Genomic DNA, 23964 nt, shown 5'->3' with positions numbered 1-23964 from the left:
GATCACTGTTGCCATGCAACGTCGACATTCAAGGAGGGGCTCATGACAGCTCTGCAGACATTCCTCTTCACACCTTTCCTCGGCACCAGCACCTGGTTGTGGCTGGTATTCATCGTCATCGTCGTTGGCTTGCTGGTCCTGGACCTGGGCGTGCTGCACCGCCAGGACCGCGAGATCGAAATGCGCGAGAGCCTGCTGCTGTATGCCGGCTACTTCAGTGTCGGCGTACTGTTCGGGGTCTGGGTATGGCTCGAGCTGGGTGCGCAGTCGGCGCTGGAGTTCTACACCGGGTTCCTGGTCGAACAGTCGTTGTCGATGGACAACGTGTTCGTCATGGCGATGATCTTCAGCTTCTTCGCCATCCCCCGCCGCTACCAGCACCGCGTGCTGTTCTGGGGCATCCTCGGGGTGGTGGTGCTGCGGGCCATCATGATCGGCGTGGGCGCCGCGCTGGTGCAGCACTTTGCCTGGGTGCTGTATCTGTTCGGCGCCTTCCTGCTGTTCACCGGGGTGAAGATGGCGCTGAGCAAGGACGACAGCCATCCGGACCTGGCCAACAACCCGGTACTGCGTTTCGTGCGTCGGCACATGCGCGTCACCGACCAACTGCACGGCCGTCACTTCTTCGTGCAGCTCACCCCGCCCGGCGCAGACCGAGCCATCCGCTATGCCACGCCGCTGTTCCTGGCCCTGGTGTTGATCGAGCTGGCCGACCTGGTGTTCGCCGTCGACAGCGTGCCGGCGATCTTTGCCATTACCCAGGACCCGTTCATCGTCTATACCTCGAACATCTTCGCCATCCTCGGCCTGCGCTCGCTGTATTTCGCCCTGGCCGCGCTGATGCACCGGTTCGTCTACCTCAAGTACGCGCTGGCCATGGTGCTGATATTCATCGGCTGCAAGATCTTCTGGCACGGGCTGGTGGGCAAGGTGCCGGCGGGGGTGTCGCTGGGGGTGACGTTCGGTCTGTTGCTGGGTGGGGTATTGCTGTCGTTGCTGCGCACCCGTGACAAGAAGGCGGATCACGCCGATGTCGATGAAGCTGGGCGTTAGACAGGTATTTGATGAATGGCACCAGCAAGCCGGCTCCTGCACTGGGAAGCCGGTAACGCTATGGGCGAGCCCGCTGCATCCAGGCAGCCCCCAGTCCACTCAGGCAGATGATCGCGATTCCGACCAGGCTCACCCTGTCCGGGACCTGGCCAAATACCAGCAGGCCCAGCAACCCGGCAAACACGATCTGGCAGTAGCTGAATGGCGCCAGCAACGCCGGCGCCGCATGCCGGAACGCCTGGGTCAACAGCAGGTGCGCGGTCATCCCGCAGCCGCCCAGCGCCAGCATGAACGGCACATGGGACCACTGCGGCGTCTGCCAGAAGAACGGCACCAGCGCCGTCATGATCAAGGTGTTGCACAAGCCTGCGTAGAAGTTGCTGGTGGTCGGGCTGTCATGGGCCGCCAGCTTGCGCGTGAGCAACTGGTAAAAGCAGAAGCCCAACGCCGAGCCGAAGGGGAACAGAATGGCTGGCGTGAACATCGCGCCGCCCGGATGCACCACCACCAGCACACCACTGAAGCCCATCACCACGGCCAACCACTGCCCCGCCGTCACCCGTTCCCCTAGCAGCGGCACCGACAGCGCGGTGACCAGCACCGGGGCCAGGAAGTTGACCGCGGTGGCCTCGGCCAGCGGCAGGTACTGCAAGCCCGCGGTGAACAACAGGCTGGTACTGAGCAGGCTCAGGGCGCGCAGGGTCTGCAGCAGTGGCCGCCGGGTGCGCAGCACAGCCATGCCGGCCTTGGGCAGGAAGATCCCGGCCATCAACAAGGTATGCACCAGGTAACGCGCCCAGACCACCATGATGATCGGGTAGATCCCGCCGAGGAACTTGGACAACCCGTCGTGGCTGGCAAACAGAAAGGTCGCCATTACCACCAGGGCGATGCCACGCAACGGCTGGTTGGCGCCGGACAGCGGCTGGTTGGAACTCATGGGGCTCTCGGGACAAGGCCCGGGCATGGCGCCTGGGCATGCGCGGATTCTAGAAGAGATGAACGGCGATGAACATTGGTGGAACCGGTGTTGTGTTCCAGACGGTACATTTTTGTTCGCTGATCGGCCAGCCCGGGCCACTATGATGCTCGGGCGACCTGTTTTACACGCTCATGCGCCGGGGCCGGACGACCATATAGATAGCCCTGGAAGTGCGAGCAGCCCTCCGCCATCAACCGCTCCATCTGCTCCGCCGACTCCACCCCTTCGGCCGTGGTCTTGATCATCAGGCTGTTGGACAGCTCGGTGATGGCGCGGATGATCGACATTGCCTCGCGGCTCTCGCACATGTCGTGGACGAATGACTTGTCGATCTTGATCCGGTCGAACGGGAACGAGCGCAGGTAACCGAGCGACGAGTAACCGGTACCAAAATCGTCGAGCGAGATCGACACGCCCAGGTCTTTCAGCGCGCGCAAGGTGCGCACGTTTTCCTCGCTGTTGCCCAGCAGCACCGACTCGGTGATCTCCAGCTCCAGGCGGCTGGCCGGCAGCCCCGAGTCGGCCAGGGCCAGGGCTACGGTGTGGACCAGGTTGGCGTTCTTGAACTGCACCGGCGACAGGTTGACCGATACCATCTGCGTCGTGCCCCAGCTGGCCGCCTCCTGGCAGGCCAGGTTCAGGGCCCGGGCGCCGATGTCGTGGATCAGCCCGGTTTCCTCGGCAATAGGGATGAAGTCCAACGGCATGATCATGCCCCGCGCCGGATGCTCCCAGCGCAGCAGTGCCTCGTAGCCGGTGACACTGCTGCTCTGCTGGTCCACCACCGGCTGGTAGTGCAGCTGCAACTGCCCCAGGTGCAAGGCGGTGCGCAGGTCAGTCTCGACCAGGCGGCGCTGGCGCGCGGCAACGTCGAGCTCGACCTGGAAGCACTCATAACGGTTGCGACCATTGCGCTTGGCCTCGTACAGGGCCATGTCGGCATAGCCGAGCAACTGCTCGGCCTGATCATGGTCATCCGGGGCGATGGCGACACCGACACTCACCCCGACCGTGAACTGGTGGCCCTCGATATGGAACGGCGGACACACCGCCTCGATCAGGCGCTGCGCGGTGTTGCGCGCCGCGTCGCGAGTGTCCAGCCCGGACAGGACCACGGCGAATTCGTCGCCCCCCAGTCGCGCCAGGGTATCGTGCTCGCGCAGTTCGCGGCGCAGGCGCTTGCCCAGGGCGCGCAGCAGTTTGTCGCCGAAGGCGTGGCCCAGGGTGTCGTTGATGTTCTTGAAGTTGTCCAGGTCCAGGCACAGAGTGGCGGTGAGCTTGCCGCTGTCCTCGCCGCGCAGCAGCGCCTGCTTGAGGCGTTCGTTGAACAGGGTGCGGTTGGGCAGGCCGGTCAGGGCGTCATGATGCGCCATGTGGTGGATCTGCGCATGGGCAGCCAGTTCCTCGGTGGCATCCTCGGCGACGAACAGCACATAGTCGCCCTGCCCTTCGCGATTCTGGCAGAGCATGGCGCGGCTGCGCAGGGTGCGCGCGCCGCTGGCGGTGTCGACCCGGGTCTCGGCCAGGTAACCCTTGCTGCTGCGCGCGCCACGCGCCAGTTGCTGCTCCAGGTAATCGGCCGCCGCCGGGGCCAGGCCCTGCCCCGGCAGTTGGCCGACCATGCTCGCGCCCTGGCCACCGAACAGGCGCTCGGCCTGCTGGTTGGCCAGCAGGATCTGCTGGCTCTGCAGGTCCTGGACAATGACACTGGCGGGGATGTTGGCGATGACCGAGTCGAGGAACTGCGACAGGGTGGTCATTTCGTGGCTGTACTGTTCGGCAAGCTCCTTGGCCTTGAGCAGTTCCAGTTCGTGTTGTCGGCGCTCGGAAATATCGCGGGTGATCTTGGCGAAGCCGATCACCTGGCCGGTGCCCTGCTCCTTGATCGGCTCGATCACCACGCTGGTCCAGAAGTGCGAACCATCCTTGCGCTGGCGCAGGCCTTCGGCCTGGAATCGCCCCTCGAGCCGCGCGGTGGCCAGGCTCTGCGCGGGCAGCCCGGCGTCACGATCCTGGTCGGTATAGAACACCGAAAAGTGCTGGCCGACGATTTCCTCGGCGCTGTAGCCTTTGGCCCGCTGCGCGCCGGGGTTCCAATTGGCGACGATACCGTCCGGGGTGAGCAGGTAGATGGCGTAGTCCGCCACACTCTGGATCAACAGCCGATACATCATGTCGGAACTGGGGGCGAGCGGCATGGGCTTTACCTGAACCTGCGGAAGCACAAAGTGCTGGCATTATGCCTTGCAGCAGATTGGTTTTGTGAAGTCCGTCACAAAAATCCCGCTCCGGCTTCAGTGCAGCCGCTGTGTCACCAGGTAGTTGCGCAATGCCGGCTCGTCGTCCAGGGGGATTTCCCGCACTGGACGCGGCAGGTCCGCCACCAGCGCCTGGCAGAACGCCAAGGCCGGCGCATCCTCGACATGGCAGCGCAGCAGCCAGTCATGCGCGCCTTCGCCGAGAACCTGCCGCGCCACCGCCCGCCCGACCCCAAGGCGCCGATACTTCTTGAGCACGAACAGATCGGCCAGTTCCAGGGCGTCGATGCCCGGCAGCTCACTGCGCTCGACCAGCACGAAACCGGCGATGAAACCATCGACCAGGATCAGGCTGGCGCTCCAGTCGGGTGACGCCCAGTAGCGCTGGAAATGGGGCTCGTGGATATAGAAGCGGCCATCCACCTCGATATCCTCCTGTTCCCAGTCGGACGACTCGTAGGCGTAGAACTGATAGAGATTGCGCACCAGGTCGACGTGTTCAGGGCCGGTCTGCAGCAGTTCGATGGGCACGGCCATGGGCGACGCTCGCTGAATTGAAAGAGGCGCGAATTCTATCGGGTTACAGGCGCGCCCCGGGCAACTTACCACACGGCTCCAGCCATGCCGACGCCTACGGGGCCAACGCGGCCACGGCGTCTATCTCCACCAACATGCCATCCAGCGCCAGGCGCGGCACCGGAATCAAGGTGCAGGTCGGCGTCATCCGCCCGCCCCAGGCACGCTCGGCCTCGGCCACCCACTGGCGCAAACGCGCCTCGGAATGGTCCACCACCAGCAAGGTCAATTTGCATACGTGCTCCAGCGTCGCGCCTCGCGACGCCAGGGCGATCTTCAGGTTGACCAGGGCCTGGCGCGCCTGCTCGTCGAAGCGACTCGACAGTTGACCTTGCAGGTCTTCGCCGCCCTGCCCGGCGATATAGACCAGACGACTGCCGGCACGGACCTCGGCGACATGGGAATAGGCATTGGCGCTAGGGTCGTAGAGGCCTTCGGGGTTGGACAGGACAAAGGCGCTTGGCAGGGTCATGGCATCACTCCATCGAGGAAAAGAGCGGCCGAGTATCAGACCTCAGGTTAAGTCGAGGTCAAGCCCCCAGGCAGGCGCCGCTGCAGCTTGTGCCGCCCCGCCCCCACTGGCAGAGTGGGCGACCTCTGTCCTGGCTGCCGGAGGCCATCCATGCACTTCGACCCGAACGTGCTCGCCAAAGCCCGTCATGTGCTGGTGTTCACCGGCGCAGGTGTGTCCGCCGAGAGCGGCATTGCCACCTTTCGCGACAAGCTCGTCGGCTTGTGGGAACGGTTCGATCCCACGCAACTGGCCAGCGCCGACGGCTTTCGCGCCGACCCGGCGCTGGTCTGGGGCTGGTACGAAATGCGCCGCGCCGGCATCCTGCAGGCCCGGCCCAACCCCGCGCACCTGGCCATTGCCGCACTGGCGAAACGGGTGCCACGGCTGACCCTGGTGACGCAGAACGTCGATGACCTGCACGAACGCGCCGGCAGCCCCGATGTGCTGCACCTGCACGGGCGCCTGGATGCCTTTCGCTGTTTCAGCTGCGACAGGCCGGTTGGCAGCCTGCCGGCGCTAGCTGAGGGCGCAGGCGCAGGCCGGCGCATCGAGCCCCCACGCTGCGTCTACTGCGCCGGGCCATTGCGCCCCGGCGTGGTGTGGTTCGGCGAATCGTTGCCAGCGCACACGCTGGAGCGAGCCTTCGCCGCAGCCGAGGATTGCGACCTGGTGCTGTCGGTCGGCACCTCCGGCCTGGTGCAGCCGGCCGCGTCGATTCCACGGCTGGCGCTGGCGGCCGGCGCGAGCGTGGTGCATGTCAATCCACAGCCGGCCCTGACCGGACACCCGAGGGAATTTGCCCTCGCCGGAAAAGCGGGCGAGGTGCTGCCAGCGTTGCTGCAGGCAGCTCCTATCGGGTCCGCGCCAATGCCTCGCCCAGCGCCTGCGCGTCGCTGAACGACTGCTGCGCCACCAGCTTGCCGCGGTCCAGGGTCAACCACAGCACCTTGCCCGCTTCCCCGGCATAACGGCTGGCAACCCGCCCCTCGCGATCGAGCATCACCCGGTAGTGATAGTCACGCATCGCCGGCACCGCGAACAGCTTGCTGATCAACGCCGGCATGCGCTGGATATCGGCGACGAACACCGCCTGGCGGGCCTCCAGATAGCCCTTGGGGCGCTCGGCCAGGGCAGCTTTGACCAGGCGGGCGCCGTCCATGTCGCTGGCCACCAGCAATACGCGAGTATCCGGGCCGAGGCTGTAGGGTTGGTCGTACTGGTCGAGCAAGGTCCACGGTGCCAGGGTCTCGCCCGGCTCGACGGCATGGACCAGTAGTGGCAGCAGGCTCAACAGCAGGGAAATGGCGTATTTCATGAAGGGTTGGGTTCCGCAGGCGTGGCAAGGCCGCCAGCATAGCCCAAAGCGCCGGCCAGTGGCCCTGTTGTCTTTCCCGCCGCCCCAACGCACACTCAACCGCGCCAGCCCGCCAGCGGAGTCCGCAGTGCCCACGCCACGCCAGTTCAGCAAGAAGACCAGCACCAGCAACATGCTCCGGCTCAAGCCCAGCGACGCCAGCGCGCAACGCCCCTACCGGGTCGATTTCGTCCTGCTCGAACACTTTTCCATGGCCAGCTTCACCGTGGCCATGGACGTACTGGTCACCGCCAATCTGCTGCGCGCCGACAGCTTCGCCTACACCCCGCTGTCCCTGGCCGGAGACCGGGTGCTCAGCGACCTGGGCCTGGAGCTGATCGCCTCCCCTCTGCAACCAAACACCCTGGCGGAACTGGACATGCTGGTGATCTGCGGCGGCCTGCGCACCCCATTGAAGTATCCCGGCCTCGACCGCCTGCTGGGCGACTGCGCCGCCCAGGGCATGACCCTTGGCGGCTTGTGGAACGGCGCCTGGTTCCTCGGCCGCGCCGGGGCGCTGGATGACTACGGCTGCAGCGTGCACCCGGAGCAACGCGCCAGCCTGGCCGAGGTCAGCCCGCAAGCGCGCATCACCCCGGCCAGCTTCACCCTCGACCGCGACCGCCTGACCGCCGCCAGCCCCAACGGCGCCATGGAACTGATGCTGGGCCTGGTCCGCCGCCTGCACGGCGATGCCCTGGCCGAAGGCGTGGAGGAAATCCTCTCGTTCTCCGGCGCACGCTACCGCCAGGTCGGCCCGGGGGCGAAGAAATCCATGAGCCTGCACCTGCGCACCATCGTCGAACTGATGGAGAACAACCTCGAGGAAACCCTCAGCCTCGACCAGCTGGCCGCCTACTCGGGCCGTTCCCGGCGCCAGATCGACCGCCTGTTCCAGGCCCAGCTCGGCACCTCGCCACGGCGCTACTATATGGAACTGCGCATCACCAAGAGCCGGCGCCTGCTGCAGTATTCGGACCTGTCGGTGATGGAGGTGGCGGTGGCCTGCGGTTTCGTCTCGGTGTCGCACTTCAGCAAGTGCTACGCAGCGTATTTCGGCTATCCACCATCGCGCGAGCAACGCCTGGGCGAGTGAGCCGAACAGTGCGCGCGCCTGCGTCACTGCGCCACATTGCGCCTACGTCTTTGGTCTTATAAATGCGCTGATACCACTTCGCCTTGCTGATTAGCCCAAAGGGTTTGATATACTGCGCCGCGACCGTAGGGTCATCGGGGCGAACCCTTGGAAAATGCGGCTCGCCCTTGGCCAAGCATGGCCACGAAGCCTGGGTCGTTACCGCGGCCCAGCACTTGACGCTCGACTGATGCATCCACCATCACCGCTCGCAGCCTCTCGACTTTCCGCTCATGGCGTCGCCAGGGCGAAGCGCCTACCCTGCGCACCTCGAGACTCGAGTACGCTCAGCACATAGAGAGTTAACCCGCATGCCCACCCGTTCCAAGATCATCTACACCTTCACCGACGAAGCCCCCGCCCTCGCCACCTACTCGCTGCTGCCGATCGTCGAAGCCTTCACCGCTTCCGCCGACATCGCCGTCGAAACCCGCGATATCTCGCTGGCCGGTCGTATCCTCGCGGCCTTCCCCGAGCAACTGGGCAGCGAGAAGCAGGTAGCCGATCACCTGGCGGAACTGGGCCAGCTGGCCACCACGCCTGAAGCCAACATCATCAAGCTGCCGAACATCTCCGCGTCGGTACCGCAGCTGAAGGCGGCGATCAAGGAACTGCAGGCCAAGGGCTTCAACATCCCCGACTACGCCGACGAGCCGGCCAGCGCCGAAGAGAAAGAATCCCGCGCCCGCTACGACCGCATCAAGGGCTCGGCGGTAAACCCGGTCCTGCGCGAAGGCAACTCCGACCGCCGCGCGCCGCTGTCGGTCAAGAACTACGCCCGCAAGCACCCGCACAAGATGGGCGCCTGGGCCGCCGACTCCAAGTCGCATGTGGCTCACATGACCCAGGGCGACTTCTACGGCAGCGAAAAAGCCGCGCTGATCGAGGCTGACGACAGCCTGCGCATCGAGCTGGTCGGCAAGGACGGCGCCACCACCGTCCTGAAAGAAAAAACCGCGGTCAAGGCCGCCGAAGTCATCGACTGCGCCACCCTGAGCCGCAAGGCCCTGAAAGCCTTCATCGCCGAGCAGATCGCCGATGCCAAGGCCTCCGGCGTGCTGCTGTCGGTACACCTGAAAGCCACCATGATGAAGGTCTCCGACCCGATCATGTTCGGCGTGATCGTCGAAGAGTTCTACAACGATGTGCTGGCCAAGCACGCCGCAGCCCTGGCCGAAGTGGGCTTCAACGCCAACAACGGCATCGGCGATCTGTACGCCCGCATCAAGGACCTGCCTGCCGACAAGCAAGCCGAGATCGAAGCCGACATCCAGGCCCTGTACGCCGTTCGTCCGGCCCTGGCCATGGTCAACTCGGACAAAGGCATCACCAACCTGCACGTACCGAGCGACGTCATCGTCGACGCCTCGATGCCGGCGATGATCCGTGACTCGGGCAAGATGTGGAACACCGCCGGTGAACTGCAAGACGCCAAGGCGATCATTCCGGACCGCTGCTACGCCGGCATCTACCAGGCCACCATCGAAGACTGCAAGGCCAACGGCGCCTTCGACCCGACCACCATGGGCAGCGTGCCGAACGTCGGCCTGATGGCGCAGAAAGCCGAAGAGTACGGCTCCCACGACAAGACCTTCCAGATCAAGGCCGACGGCGTCGTGCGCGTAGTCGACGGCAAGGGCAAGGTCCTGCTGGAGCAGAACGTCGAAGCCGGTGACATCTTCCGCATGTGCCAGACCAAGGACGCGCCGATCCAGGACTGGGTCAAGCTGGCCGTCAACCGCGCCCGCCTGAGCAACACTCCAGCGGTGTTCTGGCTGGACCCGGCGCGCGCCCACGACGGCGTGATGATCGAGAAGGTACAGACCTATCTGAAGGATCACGACACCTCTGGCCTGGACATCCGCATCCTGGCCCCGGTCGACGCCATCAAGTTCTCCCTGGCGCGCATCCGCGAAGGCAAGGACACCATCTCGGTGACCGGCAACGTACTGCGCGACTACCTGACCGACCTGTTCCCGATCATGGAACTGGGCACCAGCGCCAAGATGCTGTCGATCGTGCCGCTGATGAACGGTGGCGGCCTGTTCGAGACCGGCGCCGGCGGTTCGGCACCCAAGCACGTGCAGCAGCTGGTGGAAGAGAACTTCCTGCGTTGGGACTCGCTGGGTGAGTTCCTGGCCCTGGCCGCTTCCCTGGAGCACCTGGGCAACACCTACGACAACCCGCGCGCCAAGGTCCTGGCCAACACCCTGGACCAGGCCACCGGCAAGTTCCTCGACACCAACAAATCGCCTTCGCGCAAGGTCGGCGGTATCGACAACCGTGGCAGCCACTTCTACCTGACCCTGTACTGGGCAGAGGCACTGGCCGCACAGACCGACGACGCCGCCCTGCAGGCGCGCTTCGCCCCACTGGCCAAGACCCTGAGCGACAACGAGGCGACCATCGTCGCCGAGCTGGCCGCCGTCCAGGGCAAGCCGGCCGACATCGGTGGCTACTACGCTCCGGATGCCGAGCTGACCGCCAAGGTGATGCGCCCAAGCCAGACCCTGAACAGCGCGATTGCCGCGCTGTAAGGTTCGCTTGAAGTAACAGCACAGACCCCGGCCACGCACCGGGGTTTGTGCTTTTTTAGCCACAAGTTGCAAGCTGCAAGCCACAAGTCAAAGCAGTCGCTTACCGCTTCTACTTGTGGCTTGCAGCTTGAAACTTGCCACTCAGGGAGAGAATCGACCGTGTCCTGGCAACCCCACATCACCGTCGCCACCATTGTCGAACACGACGGCAAGTTCCTCTTCGTCGAGGAATTCAAAGCCGGCCAGCACGTCTTCAACCAGCCCGCCGGGCACCTGGAACCCAACGAGACCCTGCCCCAGGCCGCCCTGCGCGAAACCCTCGAGGAAACCGCCTGGGAAGTCGAGCTCACCGGCGTGGTCGGCATCTACCTGTACACCGCCCCCAGCAACGGCGTGACCTACCAGCGCATCTGCTTCGCTGCCCGCCCGCTACGCCACCACGCCGATCTGGCGCTGGACAGCGACATTGTCCGCGCCGTGTGGCTGAGCCGCGACGAACTGCTCGCCGAGCCATCGCGCTGGCGCAGCGAACTGGTGCCACGCTGCCTGGATGACTACCTCAAAGGCCCGCTGCACAGCCTCGAACTGCTACGCGACTGACGTCAGCCCACGGGTTTGATAGAATCGGCGTTTTTCCCCTCTGATACACACCGGTAGCCATGACCAGCCCAGCACTCAAAGACCCCGCCAAGACCCGCGTCATCGTCGGCATGTCCGGCGGCGTGGACTCTTCCGTCTCCGCCCTCCTGCTCATGGAGCAGGGTTACCAGGTGGAAGGTCTGTTCATGAAGAACTGGGAAGAGGACGACGGCACCGAATACTGCACCGCCCGCGAAGACCTGGCCGACGCCCAGGCCGTGTGCGACCGCATCGGCATCAAGCTGCACACCGCCAACTTCGCCGCCGAATACTGGGACAACGTGTTCGAGCACTTCCTCGAGGAATACAAGGCCGGGCGCACGCCGAACCCAGACATCCTCTGCAACCGCGAGATCAAGTTCAAGGCGTTCCTCGATTACGCCCTGTCCCTGGGCGCCGACCTGATCGCCACCGGCCACTACGTGCGCCGCCGCGATACCGGCGCGCTGACCGAACTGCTCAAGGGCCTGGATCCGAACAAGGACCAGAGCTACTTCCTGCACGCCGTGGGCGGCGCGGAAATCGCCCGCACCCTGTTCCCGGTCGGCGAACTGGAAAAGCCCGAGGTACGCGCCATCGCCGAGAAACACGGCCTGGCCACGGCGAAGAAAAAGGACTCCACCGGCATCTGCTTCATCGGTGAGCGGCGCTTCAGCGACTTCCTCAAGCAATACCTGCCAGCCCAACCGGGCGATATCGAAACCACCGATGGCGAGGTGATCGGCCGCCACCACGGCCTGATGTACCACACCATCGGCCAACGCCAGGGCCTGGGCATCGGCGGCCTGAAGGACGCCAGCGACGAGCCGTGGTACGTGTTGCACAAGGACCTGGTGCGCAACGTGCTGGTGGTCGGCCAGGGCAACGAGCACCCGTGGCTGTTCTCCCGCGCCCTGCTGGCCTCGGAGATTTTCTGGGTCAACCCGATCGACCTGTCCAGCCCGCGTCGCCTGACCGCCAAGGTGCGCTACCGCCAGGGCGACCAGCAGTGCACCCTGGAGCGTACCGAGCATGGCTACCGCGCGGTCTTCGACGAGCCGCAACGCGCCGTCACCCCGGGCCAGTCGGTGGTGTTCTACGACGGCGAAGTGTGCCTGGGCGGTGGCGTGATCGAAGTCGCCGAGCCCTGGAGCCCGCGCGCATGAGCAACCTGCAAGAGCAGTTGATCGCCCTTGGCGGCGTGTTCCAGGCAGCAGTACTGGTCGATCGTATTGCCCGCACCGGTCAGGCCAGCGAGGCCAACATCGGCTGCATGCTCGGCAGCCTGCTGGTGGTCGACCCGAAGAACACCCTCGAGGTGTTCGGCGGCGACGACCTCAACCTGCGCGACGGCTACCGCGCGCTGGTCGGCGCCCTGGAGCGCGACCCCAGCAGCCTGCAGCGCGAGCCACTGCGCTACGCCCTGTCGATGCTCGGCCTGGAGCGCCAGCTGAACAAGCGCGGCGACATGCTCGACACCATTGGCAACCGCCTGCCACAGATCCAGTCCCAGGCCGAGCATTTCGGCCTGGTTCATGAAAACGTCATCGCTTCCAGCGGAGCCTTGTACCAGGACACCCTGAGCACCTTGCGCCAGCGTATCCAGGTGCATGGCGACATGCGCTTCCTGCAGCAACCGAGCAATGCCTCGAAGATCCGCGCCCTGCTGCTGGCCGGCATCCGCGCCGCGCGCCTGTGGCGCCAGCTTGGCGGGCACCGTTGGCAGCTGGTGTTCAGCCGACGCAAGTTGCTCAACGAACTGTACGGGATGATGCGTACCAACGATTGACGCAGTACCTGTAGGAGCGGCCTTGTGTCGCGAAAGGGCCGCAGCGCGGCCCCAGGATCTCGAGCCTGACTCAAGATTGCCGGGGCTGCTGCGCAGCCCTTTCGCGACACAAGGCCGCTCCTACAGGGGATCGCAACATTTTTGATAGGCCCGACCTTTGGTCAGCCACCCGACTCGGGCGCATTTTTCATGTATGATATGCGCCCTTCCAAAAGCCTGACTGTCCGAGAACACCCCATGCAGCTCTCCTCGCTCACTGCGGTTTCCCCTGTAGACGGCCGTTACGCCGGCAAAACCCAGGCCCTGCGCCCCATCTTCAGCGAATTCGGCCTGATCCGTTTCCGCGCCCTGGTCGAAGTACGCTGGCTGCAGCGCCTGGCCGCCCACCCGCAGATCGGCGAAGTGCCGGCGTTTTCCGCCGAAGCCAACGCCCTGTTGGACAGCCTGGCCACCGATTTCAAGCTTGAGCACGCCGAACGCGTCAAAGAGATCGAACGCACCACCAACCACGACGTCAAGGCCATCGAGTACCTGCTCAAGGAGCAGGCCGCCAAGCTGCCGGAACTGGCCAAGGTCAGCGAGTTCATTCACTTCGCCTGCACCAGCGAGGACATCAACAACCTGTCCCACGCCCTGATGCTGCGTGCCGGCCGTGACGAAGTGCTGCTGCCGCTGATGCGCCAGATCGCCGAATCGATCCGCACCCTGGCCCACACCCACGCCGCCGTGCCGATGCTGTCGCGTACCCACGGCCAGCCGGCCTCGCCGACCACCCTGGGCAAAGAGCTGGCCAACGTCGTCTACCGCCTTGAGCGCCAGATCGCCCAGGTGGCCGCCGTGCCACTGCTGGGCAAGATCAACGGCGCCGTGGGCAACTACAACGCCCACCTGTCGGCCTACTCGCAGATCGACTGGGAAGCCAACGCCCGCGCCTTCATCGAGGACGAGCTGGGCCTGCAGTTCAACCCGTACACCACGCAGATCGAGCCGCACGACTACATCGCCGAGCTGTTCGACGCCATCGCCCGCTTCAACACCATCCTCATCGACTTCGACCGCGACGTCTGGGGCTACATCTCGCTGGGCTACTTCAAGCAGAAGACCGTGGCCGGCGAAATCGGCTCCTCGACCATGCCGCACAAGGTCAACCCGATCGACTTCGAGAACTCCGAAGGCAACCTGGGTATCGCCAACGCGCTGTTCCAGCACCTGGCCAGCAAGCTGCCGATCTCGCGCTGGCAGCGCGACCTGACCGACTCCACCGTGCTGCGCAACCTGGGCGTGGGCTTCGCCCACAGCGTCATCGCCTATGAAGCCAGCCTCAAGGGCATCGGCAAGCTGGAAGTCAACAAAGCACGCATCGCCGCCGACCTCGACGCCTGCTGGGAAGTCCTGGCCGAGCCGATCCAGACCGTGATGCGCCGCTTCAACATCGAGAACCCCTACGAGAAGCTCAAGGAGCTGACCCGTGGCAAGGGCATCACCCCTGAAGCGCTGCTGACCTTCATCGACGGCCTGGACATGCCGGCCGAAGCCAAGGCCGAGCTCAAGCAACTGACCCCGGCGACCTACATCGGCAACGCCGTGGCCCAGGCCAAACGCATCTAAGCTGAGCGTCGCGGACAACGCCCGGCCTGGCCGGGCGTTTTTATTCCCGTACGAAAACTACGTTTTTTCAATAGGTTGAACATGAATTCTGATACTCCACTGCAACTGCTGGGCGGCCTCACGGCCCGTGAATTCCTGCGCGACTACTGGCAGAAAAAGCCGCTGCTGGTGCGTCAGGCCTTCCCCGACTTCGTCAGCCCCATCGATGCTGATGAACTGGCCGGCCTGGCCCTGGAAGACGAAGTCGAATCGCGCCTGGTGCTCGAGCACGGCGAGCGCCCCTGGGAGCTGCGCCGCGGCCCATTCGCCGAAGATGCCTTCGCCGACCTGCCCGAGCGTGACTGGACCCTACTGGTGCAGGCCGTCGACCAGTTCGTCCCGGAAGTGGCCGAGCTGCTGGAAGAGTTCCGCTTCCTGCCCAGCTGGCGCATCGATGACGTGATGATCAGCTACGCCGCGCCCGGCGGCAGCGTCGGCCCGCACTTCGACAACTACGATGTGTTCCTGCTGCAAGGCGATGGCAAGCGCACCTGGAAAGTCGGCCAGATGTGCAACAGCGACAGCCCGTTGATCGACCACGCCGACCTGCGCATCCTCGCCGGTTTCGAGCAGAGCGACGAGTGGACCCTGGAGCCGGGCGACATGCTCTACCTGCCCCCGCGCCTGGCCCATTACGGTATCGCCGAAGACGCCTGCATGACCTACTCGGTCGGCTTCCGCGCCCCGAGCGCCGCCGAAGTGCTGACCCACTTCACCGACTTCCTCGGCCAGTTCCTGCCGGACGAAGAACGCTACAGCGACGCCGACGCCGTGCCTGCGCTCGACCCGCACCAGATCCAGCACGACGCCCTGGACCGCCTCAAGGCGCTGATCGACAAGCACATGAACGACAAGGACCTGCTGCTGACCTGGTTCGGCCAGTTCATGACCGAGCCACGCTACCCAGAGCAGGTGGTGGGCGAGGAAGTGTCCGAACAGGAGCTGCTCGACTACCTCGGCCAGGGTGCCATCCTGATCCGCAACCCGAGCGCGCGCCTGGCCTGGTCGGAGTTCGGCGACGACCTGCTGCTGTTCGCCAGCGGTCGCAGCTGCCCGCTGCCGGGCAAACTGCGCGAGCTGCTGAAGCTGATCTGCTCCGCCGACGCGCTGCACAGCGAAAACCTGGCGCAATGGCTGCAGGACGAAGACGGCCTGATGCTGGTCCAGCAGTTGGTCATGCAAGGCAGCCTGGGGTTCGCCGATGAATAAGATCAGTGTGCGCCTGGCCGACTGGCACAAGGACAACGCCGACATCCACCGGATCCGCAGCGCCGTCTTCGTTGCCGAGCAGCACGTGCCGCCGGAGCTCGAATTCGACGCCGAAGACCCCAGCGCCGTGCACTTCCTGGCGCTGGAGGGTGACTATCCGATCGGCACCGCTCGCCTGCTGCCCGACGGCACCATCGGCCGGGTCTCGGTGCTCAAGGACTGGCGCGGTCTGAACGTGGGCGACGCACTGATGCGCGCGGTGATTCTCGAAGCGCAGAACCGCGACCTCAGCCAGCAGATGCTCAGCGCCCAGGTCCACGCCACGCCGTTCTACGAGCGCCTGGGCTTTCGCGTGGTCAGCGAGGAGTTCCTCGAGGCCGGCATCCCGCACGTAGACATGGTCCGCGACTCGCGCGAGAGCGCCTGAGCCATCAGGTTGGCCTGCTCTTTGTAGGAGCGGCCTTGCCGAGGCGTCGGACCGGTCGGAAAGGGCTGCGTAGCAGCCCCAGGATTTCCGCGTTGGCGTAAAGATCGTCGGGGCCGCTATGCGGCCCTATCGCGACACGAGGCCGCTCCTACAGGGTTACGCCCTGCCCCTCAGGCAATCACGATCTGCCCATCCGCCACCCCCTGTCCCGCAATCCCCACCAGCGTCACGCTGTCCCCGCCGAACTTCAGCACCAGGTCATCGCCCACCTGGCTGGCATGCGCCCGCCAATCCGGCGCCGCCGTGCCGCCGTCGACGCCGATGAACACCAGGCGGTCCTGCCCGGTAAAGTCCAGCAGCCGATCCTGGCCAAAGTGCCCCTCGAACAGGAAAGTGTCTCGGCCGCCGCCGCCAACGAGCACATCATTACCCGCACCACCCACCAGCACATCATTGCCCACCCCGCCCACCAGGCGATCATCCCCGCCCAGGCCGAACAGCCACTGCCCCTGACTGCCCGCCAGCAACTGATCGCTGCCCTGGCCACCACTTTGCGACAAGGCGTAGGGGTTGATCTTGCCGCTGTCGAGCAAGCCATCCGGCGTCACCGCATGGCTGACCTCCTTGCTGAAGATCAACAGGCTCGACTCCTTGCTGACCAGGGTCTCAACATTACGCACCAGGCTGATGCCGCCCTCGGCGTCACGCACATACAGCGTGCCCTCGCCATCCCGGGCGATGCTCAGGTTGGCCAGGGCGTCCTGCAGCTTCAGGGTGTCATGCCCGGCACCACCATCGATCAGATTGAAACCGCCGTCGTCGCGGAAGGTATCGTTGCCCGCGCCTCCGTCCAGGTAATCATTGCCGCGCCCACCATGGATCAGATCATCGCCACTCGAGCCGATGATGAAGGTGCTGCCCTTGTGCGGCTCGGCGTTGCGGTTGAGGTCCTCGACCCAGGTCGAGCCACGGGTCACATCGGACAGGTTGCTCACCACGATGGTCGAGTCGCGGCTGGTCCACTGATAGAACGACGAGCCCAGCACCCGCCCGAGGCCATCGGCGTAGGCCGTCGGCAAGTGCGACAACCAGGTGGCGATATTGCCGATGGAAAACGGCATCAGGTTCCAGGCGTCGGAAGCGTAGTGGTCGTTGAAGTTGACGATGTTGTTGGTCGCCGAGGCCTTGGCGCCGTCATGCACGCCCAGGGTGCCCCAGGTGGCCGAGGTACCGTCGAGCACGCGGAACACCGGGTCGTTCTCATAGCCGATGTTGAGCACCTTGCTGGCGTCGGCGGCCTGGGTCGGTGAGGCGAAGGCGACATAGCGCGCATCCTGGAAGAAACCGCCCCAGCGCGAAGTGCTGAGGTCCGCCAGGCTGTTGACCGCCAGGCCGCCGAGGCTGTGGCCACTGACGGTGATATCGGCGCCGGTCAGGCCATTGGCCTTGGCAAAGGCCGCCACATCGTCGAGCAGTTGGCCGAAAGCGTTGCCGGCGTAGTCGCGGGCATAGCCAGCCGGGCCGATGGCCGCCAGCAGGTCGTTGATGGCATCACCCAGGGTGTCGCCGAGCAGGTTCTCCCGCGGGCCGCTGGTGCCACGGAAACCGATGCCGATGCCGGTGAGGTGGCCGGCGCTGTCGTAGCGGCCGAGGATCTCGACCTGGGCGCTGGTGTAGCCTGGCGCCTCGCCATGGAAGGTGCCTCGGCCGTCGGTCTTGCCCTGGTAGCCCAGTTGCTCGGCGCTGATCGGCGTCCAGCCAGCGGCCTTGACCTGGGCCAGGGCCCTGGCTTCGGAATCGGGGTTCCACGGGATGCCGGGGATCACCCCCTGGCTGTCGGTACCGCCGATCAGGGCCTTGACCAGCGTGGCCGGCAGCCCAAGGCCGAAACCATGTTGCTGGTAGCCAGCGCTGAAACCATCATCGATGCCATGGTAGGCGTAAGTCGCCAAGGCCATGGCGTCCTTGTAGAGCGCAGAGGAGGCAGTACTGTCGAGCTGTCGATAATCGAAAACGGGCATGGATCACGTCCCTGTTCAGAGTAGGAAAAACGCCCGCAGCGACATCGTCCTTGCTGACACAACTGACGGGCGAAGGGCAAAGCTGGCACGATCGTGCCGTTTAGTCCACCACCAATGCAGGGCTGGCCAGCCAAAGGTGCGGGCAAAAAAACTGTACATGCATACAGATAAAACTTGCCTGCACGCCGTAGCTTGCGCATCCTAGTGCGCAACTTTCACCATGAAGCGTGTCCGGCCATGCGCCTGTTTCTCTGCGAAAAACCCTCCCAGGCAAAAGACATCGCCAAGGTGCTCGGCGCCCAGCGCCGGGGCGATGGCTGCTGGCTGGGCAACGATGTCTGCGTGACCTGGTGCATCGGCCACTTGCTGGAGACAGCGCCGCCGGACAGCTACGACGAACGCTACAAGCGCTGGAGCCTCGACGACCTGCCGATCATCCCCGAACGCTGGAAGATGACCGTCAAACCCAAGACCGCCAGCCAGTTCAAAGCGGTCAAGCGCCTGCTTGGCGAAGCCCGCGAACTGGTGATCGCCACCGACGCCGACCGCGAGGGCGAGATGATCGCCCGTGAGCTGGTCGAGCACTGCCGCTACCGCGGGCCGATCCAGCGCCTGTGGCTGTCGGCGCTGGACGACGCCTCGATCCGCAAGGCCCTCGCGCGCCTGCTGCCGGGCCAGGAAACCTTCAGTCTGTACCACTCGGCCCTGGGCCGCTCGCGCGCCGACTGGCTGATCGGCATGAACATGAGCCGACTGTTCACCTTGCTCGGGCGCCAGTCCGGCTACCAGGGCGTGCTGCCGGTAGGCCGGGTGCAGACCCCGACACTGCGCCTGGTGGTGGACCGCGACCGCAGCATCGCCGACTTCGTCCCTGTGCCGTTCTGGGCCATCGATGTGCAACTGGAAAGCGCGGGCACGGTATTCAACGCCCAGTGGCGCGCCCCGCAAAGCGCCTGCGATGACCAGGGCCGCTGCCTGCAACAGGACCTGGCACGGCACGCCGCCGCTACGATGCAGGCGGCCGGCAGTGCCCGGGTGCTGAAGATTGCCACCGAGCGTGTACGCGAAGCCGCGCCCCTGCCCTTCGACCTCGGCACCCTGCAGGAGATATGTTCGAAGAAACTCGGCCTCGGCGCCCAGGAAACCCTGGACATCGCCCAGGCGCTCTACGAAACCCACAAGCTGATCACCTACCCGCGCAGCGACAGCGGCTACCTGCCGCTGAGCCAGCATGGCGAGGCCGCCGGCATCCTCGCCGCGCTGCAGCGCGCCGATGCCAGCCTTGCGCCGCTGCAGCCGCACCTCGACGCCCAGCGCCGTTCACGGGCCTGGAACGACCAGAAGGTCAGCGCCCACCACGGCATCATCCCCACCGCCGCCGCCAGCGACCCGGCGCGCCTGCCGCCCAAGTACAAGGCGGTCTACACCCTGATACGCGCCCGCTACCTGGCGCAATTCCTGCCCAACCACGAATACGACCGCACCCAGGCCGAGTTCGACTGCGCCGGCCAGGCGCTGCGGGCAGTGGGCAAGCAGATCGTCGAACCCGGCTGGCGCCGCGCGCTGCCCGAGGCGCTGACCCCGGCCAAGGGCCGCGAGGCAGCACCGCCCCAGGTGCTGCCGGCGCTGCGCGAAGGCCAGGATTGCGCGCTGCATGACCTGGCCCTCAAGGACCTGTGGACGCAACCGCCCAAACCCTTTACCGAGGGCGACCTGATCAAGGCGATGAAAAACGTCGCCAAGCTGGTGGATGACCCGCGGCTGAAACAGAAACTCAAGGAAACCACCGGCATCGGCACCGAGGCGACCCGTGCCAGCATCATCCAGGGCCTGCTCGACCGCGGCTACCTGGTCAAGAACGGCAAGGCGCTGTCCGCCACCCCGGCCGCCTTCAGCCTGATCGATGCGGTGCCTCGGGCCATCGCCGACCCCGGCACCACGGCCATCTGGGAGCAAGCACTGGACATGGTGCAGAACGGCGAGATGAGCCTGGAAGAGTTCGTCGCCCGCCAGTCGGCCTGGATGGGCAAGCTGGTGCAACGTTGCAGCGGCCTGCGCCTGACCATCAGCGGGCCGGCGGCAGGCAAGGCGGCAGCGCCGTGGAAGAAGAAACGCAAGGGTACGGCCAAGGGCAAGGCCGCGGCAGCCAAGCCCCGACAACCGCGGCGCAAGGTATCTACCTAAGGCAGACGAGCTCCAGCTTAAGCGGTGGGAGCAACTGTCTTGCCAACTGCTAAAGCTAGCGCGGTCGCTGTGGGAACGGCTTCAGCCGCGAACACCGGCGTAGCCGGTGCCAGGCACCGTGTCGCCTTCTTCGCGGGCAAGCCCGCTCCCACAAATGTGGTGCATGCTCTGAGGTCGGCGCGGTCGCTGTGGGAGCGGCTTCAGCCGCGAACACCGGCACAGCCGGTGCCAGACACCGCGTCGCCTTCTTCGCGGGCAAGCCCGCTCCCACAAATGTGGCGCATGCCCTGAGGTCGGCGCGGTAACTGAGGGCCTTCCTGCCAGGCATTGACGCCCATAAAGACTGGCGCAGTGAAAATCCTCTGCTATTTTTTCATGAAAATAATCAGAAAAAATTTCACGAGGCCCCGGCATGTTCAAGCAATCCGCCCAGCACGTCGCCAGCTACTACGCCCTCACCTACCCCGCGCCCATTGCCCTGCATCCGACCCTGCAGGCTGACCACGACACCGAGGTACTGATTGTCGGCGCCGGTTTCAGCGGCCTGCACACCGCGCTGCGCCTGGCCCTGGCCGGCAAGCGCGTGACCCTGCTGGAGGCCAGCCGGGTAGCCTGGGCCGCTTCCGGACGCAACGGTGGCCAGGCCCTGCCGGGCTGGTCGTGCGATCTGCCACCGCTGGAAAAAGCCCTGGGCCTGGAGCGTAGCCGCCGGCTATGGGACAGCATGTGCTGGGCCGCCCAGGAGATGCGCGAGTTGCCCCAGCGTCACGGTTTCGATATCGACTACCGCCTCGGCAGCCTGTGGACCGCCGTGCTGCCCCGGCGGGTGAAACTGCTGGAAGAGGCCCGCCAGGAAGCAGCCAGCAAGTTCGGCTACGATTGCCTGCGCCTGGTCGGCCGCGACGAGTTGCCCGAGTGGATCGACAGCCCACGCTATCAGGCCGCCCTGTACGACCCCAATGGCGCTCACCTCAACCCGCTGAAACTGGCCCTGGGCCTGGCCAAGGCCATTGAAGCGGCAGGTGGACGGATCTTCGAGCAAAGCCAGGTGCTCGACTACCAAGCGCACGGCAACGGCTTCATCGCCCGCACCGCCCACGGCCAAGTCCGCAGTGACGTGCTGGTGCTGGCCTGCAACGCCTACATCGACCGCCTGGACCCCGGCCTTTCGCGCCGCTTGCTGCCGGTGGGCTCCTACCAGGTGGCCACCGCGCCGCTGGCGGCGGATTTCGCCGCTTCGCTGCTGCCGCGCAACAGCTGCGTGATCGACAACCAGTTCGTCCCCGATTACTTCCGTCTTACCCCCGACCATCGCCTGCTGTTCGGGGGTGGCTGTACTTACCTGGGCGGTATCCCCAAGGATGTCGCCGGTGCCACCCGGCCCTATCTGGAACGGGTCTTCCCGCAACTGCGCGGGGTGGCCATCGAGCATGCCTGGGGCGGGCATATCGACTGCAGTATCCGGCGCACGCCTGATATCGGCCGCCAAGGCCAGCGCTATTGGTTGCAAGGTTTCTCCGGCCATGGCGTGCTGCCGACCCTGGCCGGGGCCCGGGCGGTCAGCGACGCGATCCTTGGCGACGCCACCCTGCTGGCCCTGTACCAGGGCATCGACAATGGTCGCTTCCCCGGCGGCGATTTGCTGGCCGCGCCGCTGGAAGCCGCCGCCAAGGCCTGGTATCGGATGCGCGACCATGTCTGACGATATCCAGGCCCTCGCCCGCCAGGTGCGCGATCTGCGCAAGCACCGTGGCCTGACCCTCGACGAACTGGCCAGCCGGGTCAAACGTTCGCTGGGCTTTCTCTCCCAGGTCGAGCGCGGCCTGTCGCGCCCGACCGTGGCCGACCTCACCGCCATCAGCGAAGCGCTGCAGGTGCCCACCACCTACTTCTATCAGGCCGTGCCGCCCCGGGAGATCGACTGGGTCACCCGCCCCGGCGAGCGGCGCACCCTGTATTACGCCGCCGGGGTCACCGATGTGCTGGTCTCGCCCACCCTCAATGGCCGCTTCGCCATGCTCGAAAGCCACCTGGCGCCCGGCGCCAGTAGTGGTGACGGGCACCTGGACGACAGCTCCGAGCAAGGCGGCTTCGTCCTGGAGGGCGAGCTGACCTTGTGGTTGGAGGGCCGCGAGGGCGCCGTCACCCTGGGGCCGAACGACAGTTTCCAACTGCCCCCCCACAGCCAGTTCCGCTACGCCAACCTGACCGACCAGCCGACCCGGGTCCTCTGGGTCTTCCGTTGAGAGCACGACAATGACCAGCACCACCGGCTTTGCCGACTTGCCCAGTGAAATCCGTGCGTTCCGCCAGCAATATCCCGACGTGCGCTATGTCGACCTGATCAGCCTGGACATCCCCGGGCACTTCTATGGCAAGCGCTACCCTATCGAGATGCTGGAAAAAGTAGCCGCCGGCAGCCCCCTGAAGCTGCCGCAGAACTGCGTGCTGCTCGGCGCCCAGGGCGGCCTGTTCCCGATCGGCGACTACTGCTTCAAAGACGGCGACCCCGACGCCCTGCGGCGCCTGGTGCCCGGCACCCTCAAGCCGGTGAACTGGGAGCGCGAACCACTGGGGCAGATGCTGATCACCTCCGACGGCACCGCCGCGCCCATCGAGTTCGAGCCCCGGGAGGTGCTCGCCCGCGTATTGCAACGCCTGGCAAGCCGCGGCATCCGCCCGGTGGTGGCGTTCGAGCTGGAGTTCTATCTGTTCGAGCGCGCGCTCAAGGACGGCCTGCCGCAGTTCCCCCGCGACCCGTTCAGCGGCGATACGGACGATCAGCCGAACATGCATATCGAACGGCTGTCACGCTTCTCTGACGTGCTGCGGGACATGGTCGAGAGCGCCAACCTGCAGGGTATCGACGCCAATGTCATCACCGCCGAGCTGGGCCCCGGTCAGTTCGAGATCAACTTCGGCCATTGCGACGACGGCCTGCGCGCCGCCGACTGGGCGGCGATGTTCTGCCGCAGCACCCGCGGCGTGGCGCTCAAGCACGGGCTGCGCGCCTCGTTCATGAGCAAGCCGTATCTGCAGGCGCCAGGCAGTGGCATGCACGTGCATGTCAGCCTGTACGACGCGGCCGGCAACAACCTGCTGGCCGCCGACGGCCAGCGGCCGCTGCGCCATGCCGTGGCCGGCTGCCTGGCGCTGCTGCCGCACTGCATGCCGGTGTTCGCCGCCAACCACAATGCGTTTCGCCGTTACGGCGCCATGGTCAATGCCGCCAGCCGGGCCAGTTGGGGCTTCGAGGACCGCGACGCGTGCATCCGCATCCCCGAATCGGACCCGCGCAACCTGCGGATCGAGCATCGCCTGGCCGGCGCGGACGCCAACCCTTACCTGGTGCTGGCGGCGATCCTGTGTGGCATGGAGCACGGGCTCGCGGCCGGCCAGGAGCCGATCGCGCCGCTGAACGACGATCGTGGCAGCGGGATCGACTTTGCCAAGGACATGCTCGGCGCGGTGGCGGCGATGCGCGAGCACCCGGCCGTGAATGAAGGCTTGGGGCAGGAGTTCGTGATGGTCTATTGCGAGAACAAGCGCCAGGACCACCTGGCATTCCTGCAGGAAGTCAGCGCGCGGGAGTATCGCTGGTTCCTGTAAGCGCTGTGGTTGCCGCTTCGCGGGTAAACCCGCTGCCACAGATGGGCGACG

20 protein-coding genes are annotated in these 23964 nt (G+C 65.5%); 14 read left to right on the top strand and 6 right to left on the bottom strand.

Going from position 1 to position 23964, the window contains the following annotated elements; genetic code table 11:
• The first annotated feature begins 42 nt into the window (after window positions 1-42).
• The gene (locus tag HU772_RS10005; RefSeq protein WP_186661939.1) at window positions 43-1053 is read left to right on the top strand and encodes a TerC family protein; all 1011 of its coding nucleotides are present in this window, start codon (window positions 43-45) and stop codon (window positions 1051-1053) included.
• A 58-nt stretch (window positions 1054-1111) separates the two neighbouring features.
• Here the strand turns inward: HU772_RS10005 and HU772_RS10000 are convergent, their stop codons facing one another.
• From HU772_RS10000 to HU772_RS09985, 4 genes are all read right to left on the bottom strand, one after another.
• Complete coding sequence (locus HU772_RS10000) at window positions 1112-1993, bottom strand: DMT family transporter (protein WP_186661940.1); 882 nt, start codon at window positions 1991-1993, stop codon at window positions 1112-1114.
• A gap of 140 nt (window positions 1994-2133) precedes the next feature.
• Window positions 2134-4233, bottom strand: a complete 2100-nt coding sequence (locus HU772_RS09995; protein ID WP_186661941.1) for a sensor domain-containing protein — start codon at window positions 4231-4233, stop codon at window positions 2134-2136.
• Between the two features lie 96 nt (window positions 4234-4329).
• Window positions 4330-4830 (bottom strand): GNAT family N-acetyltransferase, encoded by a 501-nt coding sequence (locus tag HU772_RS09990; RefSeq protein WP_186661942.1) that lies wholly within the window; start codon window positions 4828-4830, stop codon window positions 4330-4332.
• Window positions 4831-4924: 94 nt separating this feature from the next.
• Entirely contained in the window at window positions 4925-5341 is a 417-nt protein-coding gene (locus HU772_RS09985) for a RidA family protein (protein WP_186661943.1), read from the bottom strand.
• A gap of 150 nt (window positions 5342-5491) precedes the next feature.
• Between HU772_RS09985 and HU772_RS09980 the strand changes: the two genes are divergently transcribed.
• The gene (locus HU772_RS09980; RefSeq protein ID WP_186661944.1) at window positions 5492-6280 is read left to right on the top strand and encodes an SIR2 family NAD-dependent protein deacylase; all 789 of its coding nucleotides are present in this window, start codon (window positions 5492-5494) and stop codon (window positions 6278-6280) included.
• Here HU772_RS09980 and HU772_RS09975 read toward each other — a convergent pair.
• Window positions 6234-6698, bottom strand: coding sequence for an FAD/FMN-containing dehydrogenase (locus HU772_RS09975; RefSeq protein ID WP_186661945.1), 465 nt, complete (start codon window positions 6696-6698; stop codon window positions 6234-6236). The two genes, HU772_RS09980 and HU772_RS09975, sit on opposite strands and share 47 nt — an antisense overlap.
• A 127-nt stretch (window positions 6699-6825) precedes the next feature.
• Here HU772_RS09975 and HU772_RS09970 point away from each other — a divergent pair, with 127 nt between their 5' ends.
• The 8 genes from HU772_RS09970 (at window position 6826) to HU772_RS09935 (ending at window position 16099) form a co-directional block, all read left to right on the top strand.
• Entirely contained in the window at window positions 6826-7833 is a 1008-nt protein-coding gene (locus tag HU772_RS09970) for a GlxA family transcriptional regulator (protein ID WP_186661946.1), read from the top strand.
• 350 nt (window positions 7834-8183) lie between these two features.
• Window positions 8184-10409 carry an NADP-dependent isocitrate dehydrogenase gene (locus HU772_RS09965; RefSeq protein WP_186661947.1) on the top strand — a complete coding sequence of 742 codons (2226 nt, stop codon included), beginning with the start codon at window positions 8184-8186 and terminating at the stop codon, window positions 10407-10409.
• A 159-nt stretch (window positions 10410-10568) separates the two neighbouring features.
• Window positions 10569-11009 (top strand): NUDIX hydrolase, encoded by a 441-nt coding sequence (locus tag HU772_RS09960; RefSeq protein ID WP_186661948.1) that lies wholly within the window; start codon window positions 10569-10571, stop codon window positions 11007-11009.
• A 59-nt stretch (window positions 11010-11068) separates the two neighbouring features.
• Window positions 11069-12193 carry a tRNA 2-thiouridine(34) synthase MnmA gene (mnmA, locus tag HU772_RS09955; RefSeq protein ID WP_186661949.1) on the top strand — a complete coding sequence of 375 codons (1125 nt, stop codon included), beginning with the start codon at window positions 11069-11071 and terminating at the stop codon, window positions 12191-12193.
• Window positions 12190-12816, top strand: a complete 627-nt coding sequence (hflD, locus tag HU772_RS09950; protein ID WP_186661950.1) for a high frequency lysogenization protein HflD — start codon at window positions 12190-12192, stop codon at window positions 12814-12816. Before mnmA ends, hflD begins: the two co-directional genes overlap by 4 nt.
• 237 nt (window positions 12817-13053) lie before the next feature.
• Entirely contained in the window at window positions 13054-14424 is a 1371-nt protein-coding gene (gene purB / locus HU772_RS09945; RefSeq protein ID WP_186661951.1) for an adenylosuccinate lyase, read from the top strand.
• An 81-nt stretch (window positions 14425-14505) separates the two neighbouring features.
• Window positions 14506-15672, top strand: a complete 1167-nt coding sequence (locus tag HU772_RS09940; protein WP_186661952.1) for a ribosomal protein uL16 3-hydroxylase — start codon at window positions 14506-14508, stop codon at window positions 15670-15672.
• Window positions 15665-16099, top strand: coding sequence for a GNAT family N-acetyltransferase (locus HU772_RS09935; protein WP_186661953.1), 435 nt, complete (start codon window positions 15665-15667; stop codon window positions 16097-16099). The genes HU772_RS09940 and HU772_RS09935 overlap by 8 nt, the downstream gene beginning before the upstream one ends.
• 170 nt (window positions 16100-16269) lie before the next feature.
• Here HU772_RS09935 and HU772_RS09930 read toward each other — a convergent pair whose 3' ends face one another.
• Entirely contained in the window at window positions 16270-18120 is a 1851-nt protein-coding gene (locus HU772_RS09930) for a polyurethane esterase (RefSeq protein WP_186661954.1), read from the bottom strand.
• A gap of 237 nt (window positions 18121-18357) precedes the next feature.
• Between HU772_RS09930 and HU772_RS09925 the strand changes: the two genes are divergently transcribed.
• From HU772_RS09925 to HU772_RS09910, 4 genes are all read left to right on the top strand, one after another.
• Window positions 18358-20304 (top strand): DNA topoisomerase III, encoded by a 1947-nt coding sequence (locus tag HU772_RS09925; protein ID WP_186661955.1) that lies wholly within the window; start codon window positions 18358-18360, stop codon window positions 20302-20304.
• 412 nt (window positions 20305-20716) lie between these two features.
• Entirely contained in the window at window positions 20717-22006 is a 1290-nt protein-coding gene (locus HU772_RS09920) for an NAD(P)/FAD-dependent oxidoreductase (protein ID WP_186661956.1), read from the top strand.
• Window positions 21999-22550, top strand: a complete 552-nt coding sequence (locus HU772_RS09915; protein WP_186661957.1) for a helix-turn-helix domain-containing protein — start codon at window positions 21999-22001, stop codon at window positions 22548-22550. Before HU772_RS09920 ends, HU772_RS09915 begins: the two co-directional genes overlap by 8 nt.
• 10 nt (window positions 22551-22560) lie before the next feature.
• Window positions 22561-23913 carry a glutamine synthetase family protein gene (locus tag HU772_RS09910; RefSeq protein WP_186661958.1) on the top strand — a complete coding sequence of 451 codons (1353 nt, stop codon included), beginning with the start codon at window positions 22561-22563 and terminating at the stop codon, window positions 23911-23913.
• The last annotated feature ends 51 nt before the right edge of the window (window positions 23914-23964 follow it).

This window comes from Pseudomonas xantholysinigenes, assembly GCF_014268885.2.
GTDB lineage: Bacteria > Pseudomonadota > Gammaproteobacteria > Pseudomonadales > Pseudomonadaceae > Aquipseudomonas > Aquipseudomonas xantholysinigenes.
Note: the sequence above shows the minus strand (reverse complement) of the source record. Positions and strands in the feature narration are given on the sequence as shown.

What these genes read in the sequence shown, in the direction of transcription:
- HU772_RS09915 (WP_186661957.1), top strand. Translation starts at nt 21,999, where the DNA reads ATGTCTGACGATATCCAGGCCCTCGCCCGCCAGGTGCGCGATCTGCGC.
- HU772_RS09965 (WP_186661947.1), top strand. Translation starts at nt 8,184, where the DNA reads ATGCCCACCCGTTCCAAGATCATCTACACCTTCACCGACGAAGCCCCC.
- HU772_RS10005 (WP_186661939.1), top strand. Translation starts at nt 43, where the DNA reads ATGACAGCTCTGCAGACATTCCTCTTCACACCTTTCCTCGGCACCAGC.
- HU772_RS09940 (WP_186661952.1), top strand. Translation starts at nt 14,506, where the DNA reads ATGAATTCTGATACTCCACTGCAACTGCTGGGCGGCCTCACGGCCCGT.
- HU772_RS09985 (WP_186661943.1), bottom strand. Translation starts at nt 5,341, where the DNA reads ATGACCCTGCCAAGCGCCTTTGTCCTGTCCAACCCCGAAGGCCTCTAC.
- hflD (WP_186661950.1), top strand. Translation starts at nt 12,190, where the DNA reads ATGAGCAACCTGCAAGAGCAGTTGATCGCCCTTGGCGGCGTGTTCCAG.
- HU772_RS09995 (WP_186661941.1), bottom strand. Translation starts at nt 4,233, where the DNA reads ATGCCGCTCGCCCCCAGTTCCGACATGATGTATCGGCTGTTGATCCAG.
- HU772_RS09930 (WP_186661954.1), bottom strand. Translation starts at nt 18,120, where the DNA reads ATGCCCGTTTTCGATTATCGACAGCTCGACAGTACTGCCTCCTCTGCG.
- HU772_RS09920 (WP_186661956.1), top strand. Translation starts at nt 20,717, where the DNA reads ATGTTCAAGCAATCCGCCCAGCACGTCGCCAGCTACTACGCCCTCACC.
- HU772_RS09910 (WP_186661958.1), top strand. Translation starts at nt 22,561, where the DNA reads ATGACCAGCACCACCGGCTTTGCCGACTTGCCCAGTGAAATCCGTGCG.
- HU772_RS09935 (WP_186661953.1), top strand. Translation starts at nt 15,665, where the DNA reads ATGAATAAGATCAGTGTGCGCCTGGCCGACTGGCACAAGGACAACGCC.
- purB (WP_186661951.1), top strand. Translation starts at nt 13,054, where the DNA reads ATGCAGCTCTCCTCGCTCACTGCGGTTTCCCCTGTAGACGGCCGTTAC.
- HU772_RS09975 (WP_186661945.1), bottom strand. Translation starts at nt 6,698, where the DNA reads ATGAAATACGCCATTTCCCTGCTGTTGAGCCTGCTGCCACTACTGGTC.
- HU772_RS10000 (WP_186661940.1), bottom strand. Translation starts at nt 1,993, where the DNA reads ATGAGTTCCAACCAGCCGCTGTCCGGCGCCAACCAGCCGTTGCGTGGC.
- HU772_RS09925 (WP_186661955.1), top strand. Translation starts at nt 18,358, where the DNA reads ATGCGCCTGTTTCTCTGCGAAAAACCCTCCCAGGCAAAAGACATCGCC.
- HU772_RS09990 (WP_186661942.1), bottom strand. Translation starts at nt 4,830, where the DNA reads ATGGCCGTGCCCATCGAACTGCTGCAGACCGGCCCTGAACACGTCGAC.
- mnmA (WP_186661949.1), top strand. Translation starts at nt 11,069, where the DNA reads ATGACCAGCCCAGCACTCAAAGACCCCGCCAAGACCCGCGTCATCGTC.
- HU772_RS09980 (WP_186661944.1), top strand. Translation starts at nt 5,492, where the DNA reads ATGCACTTCGACCCGAACGTGCTCGCCAAAGCCCGTCATGTGCTGGTG.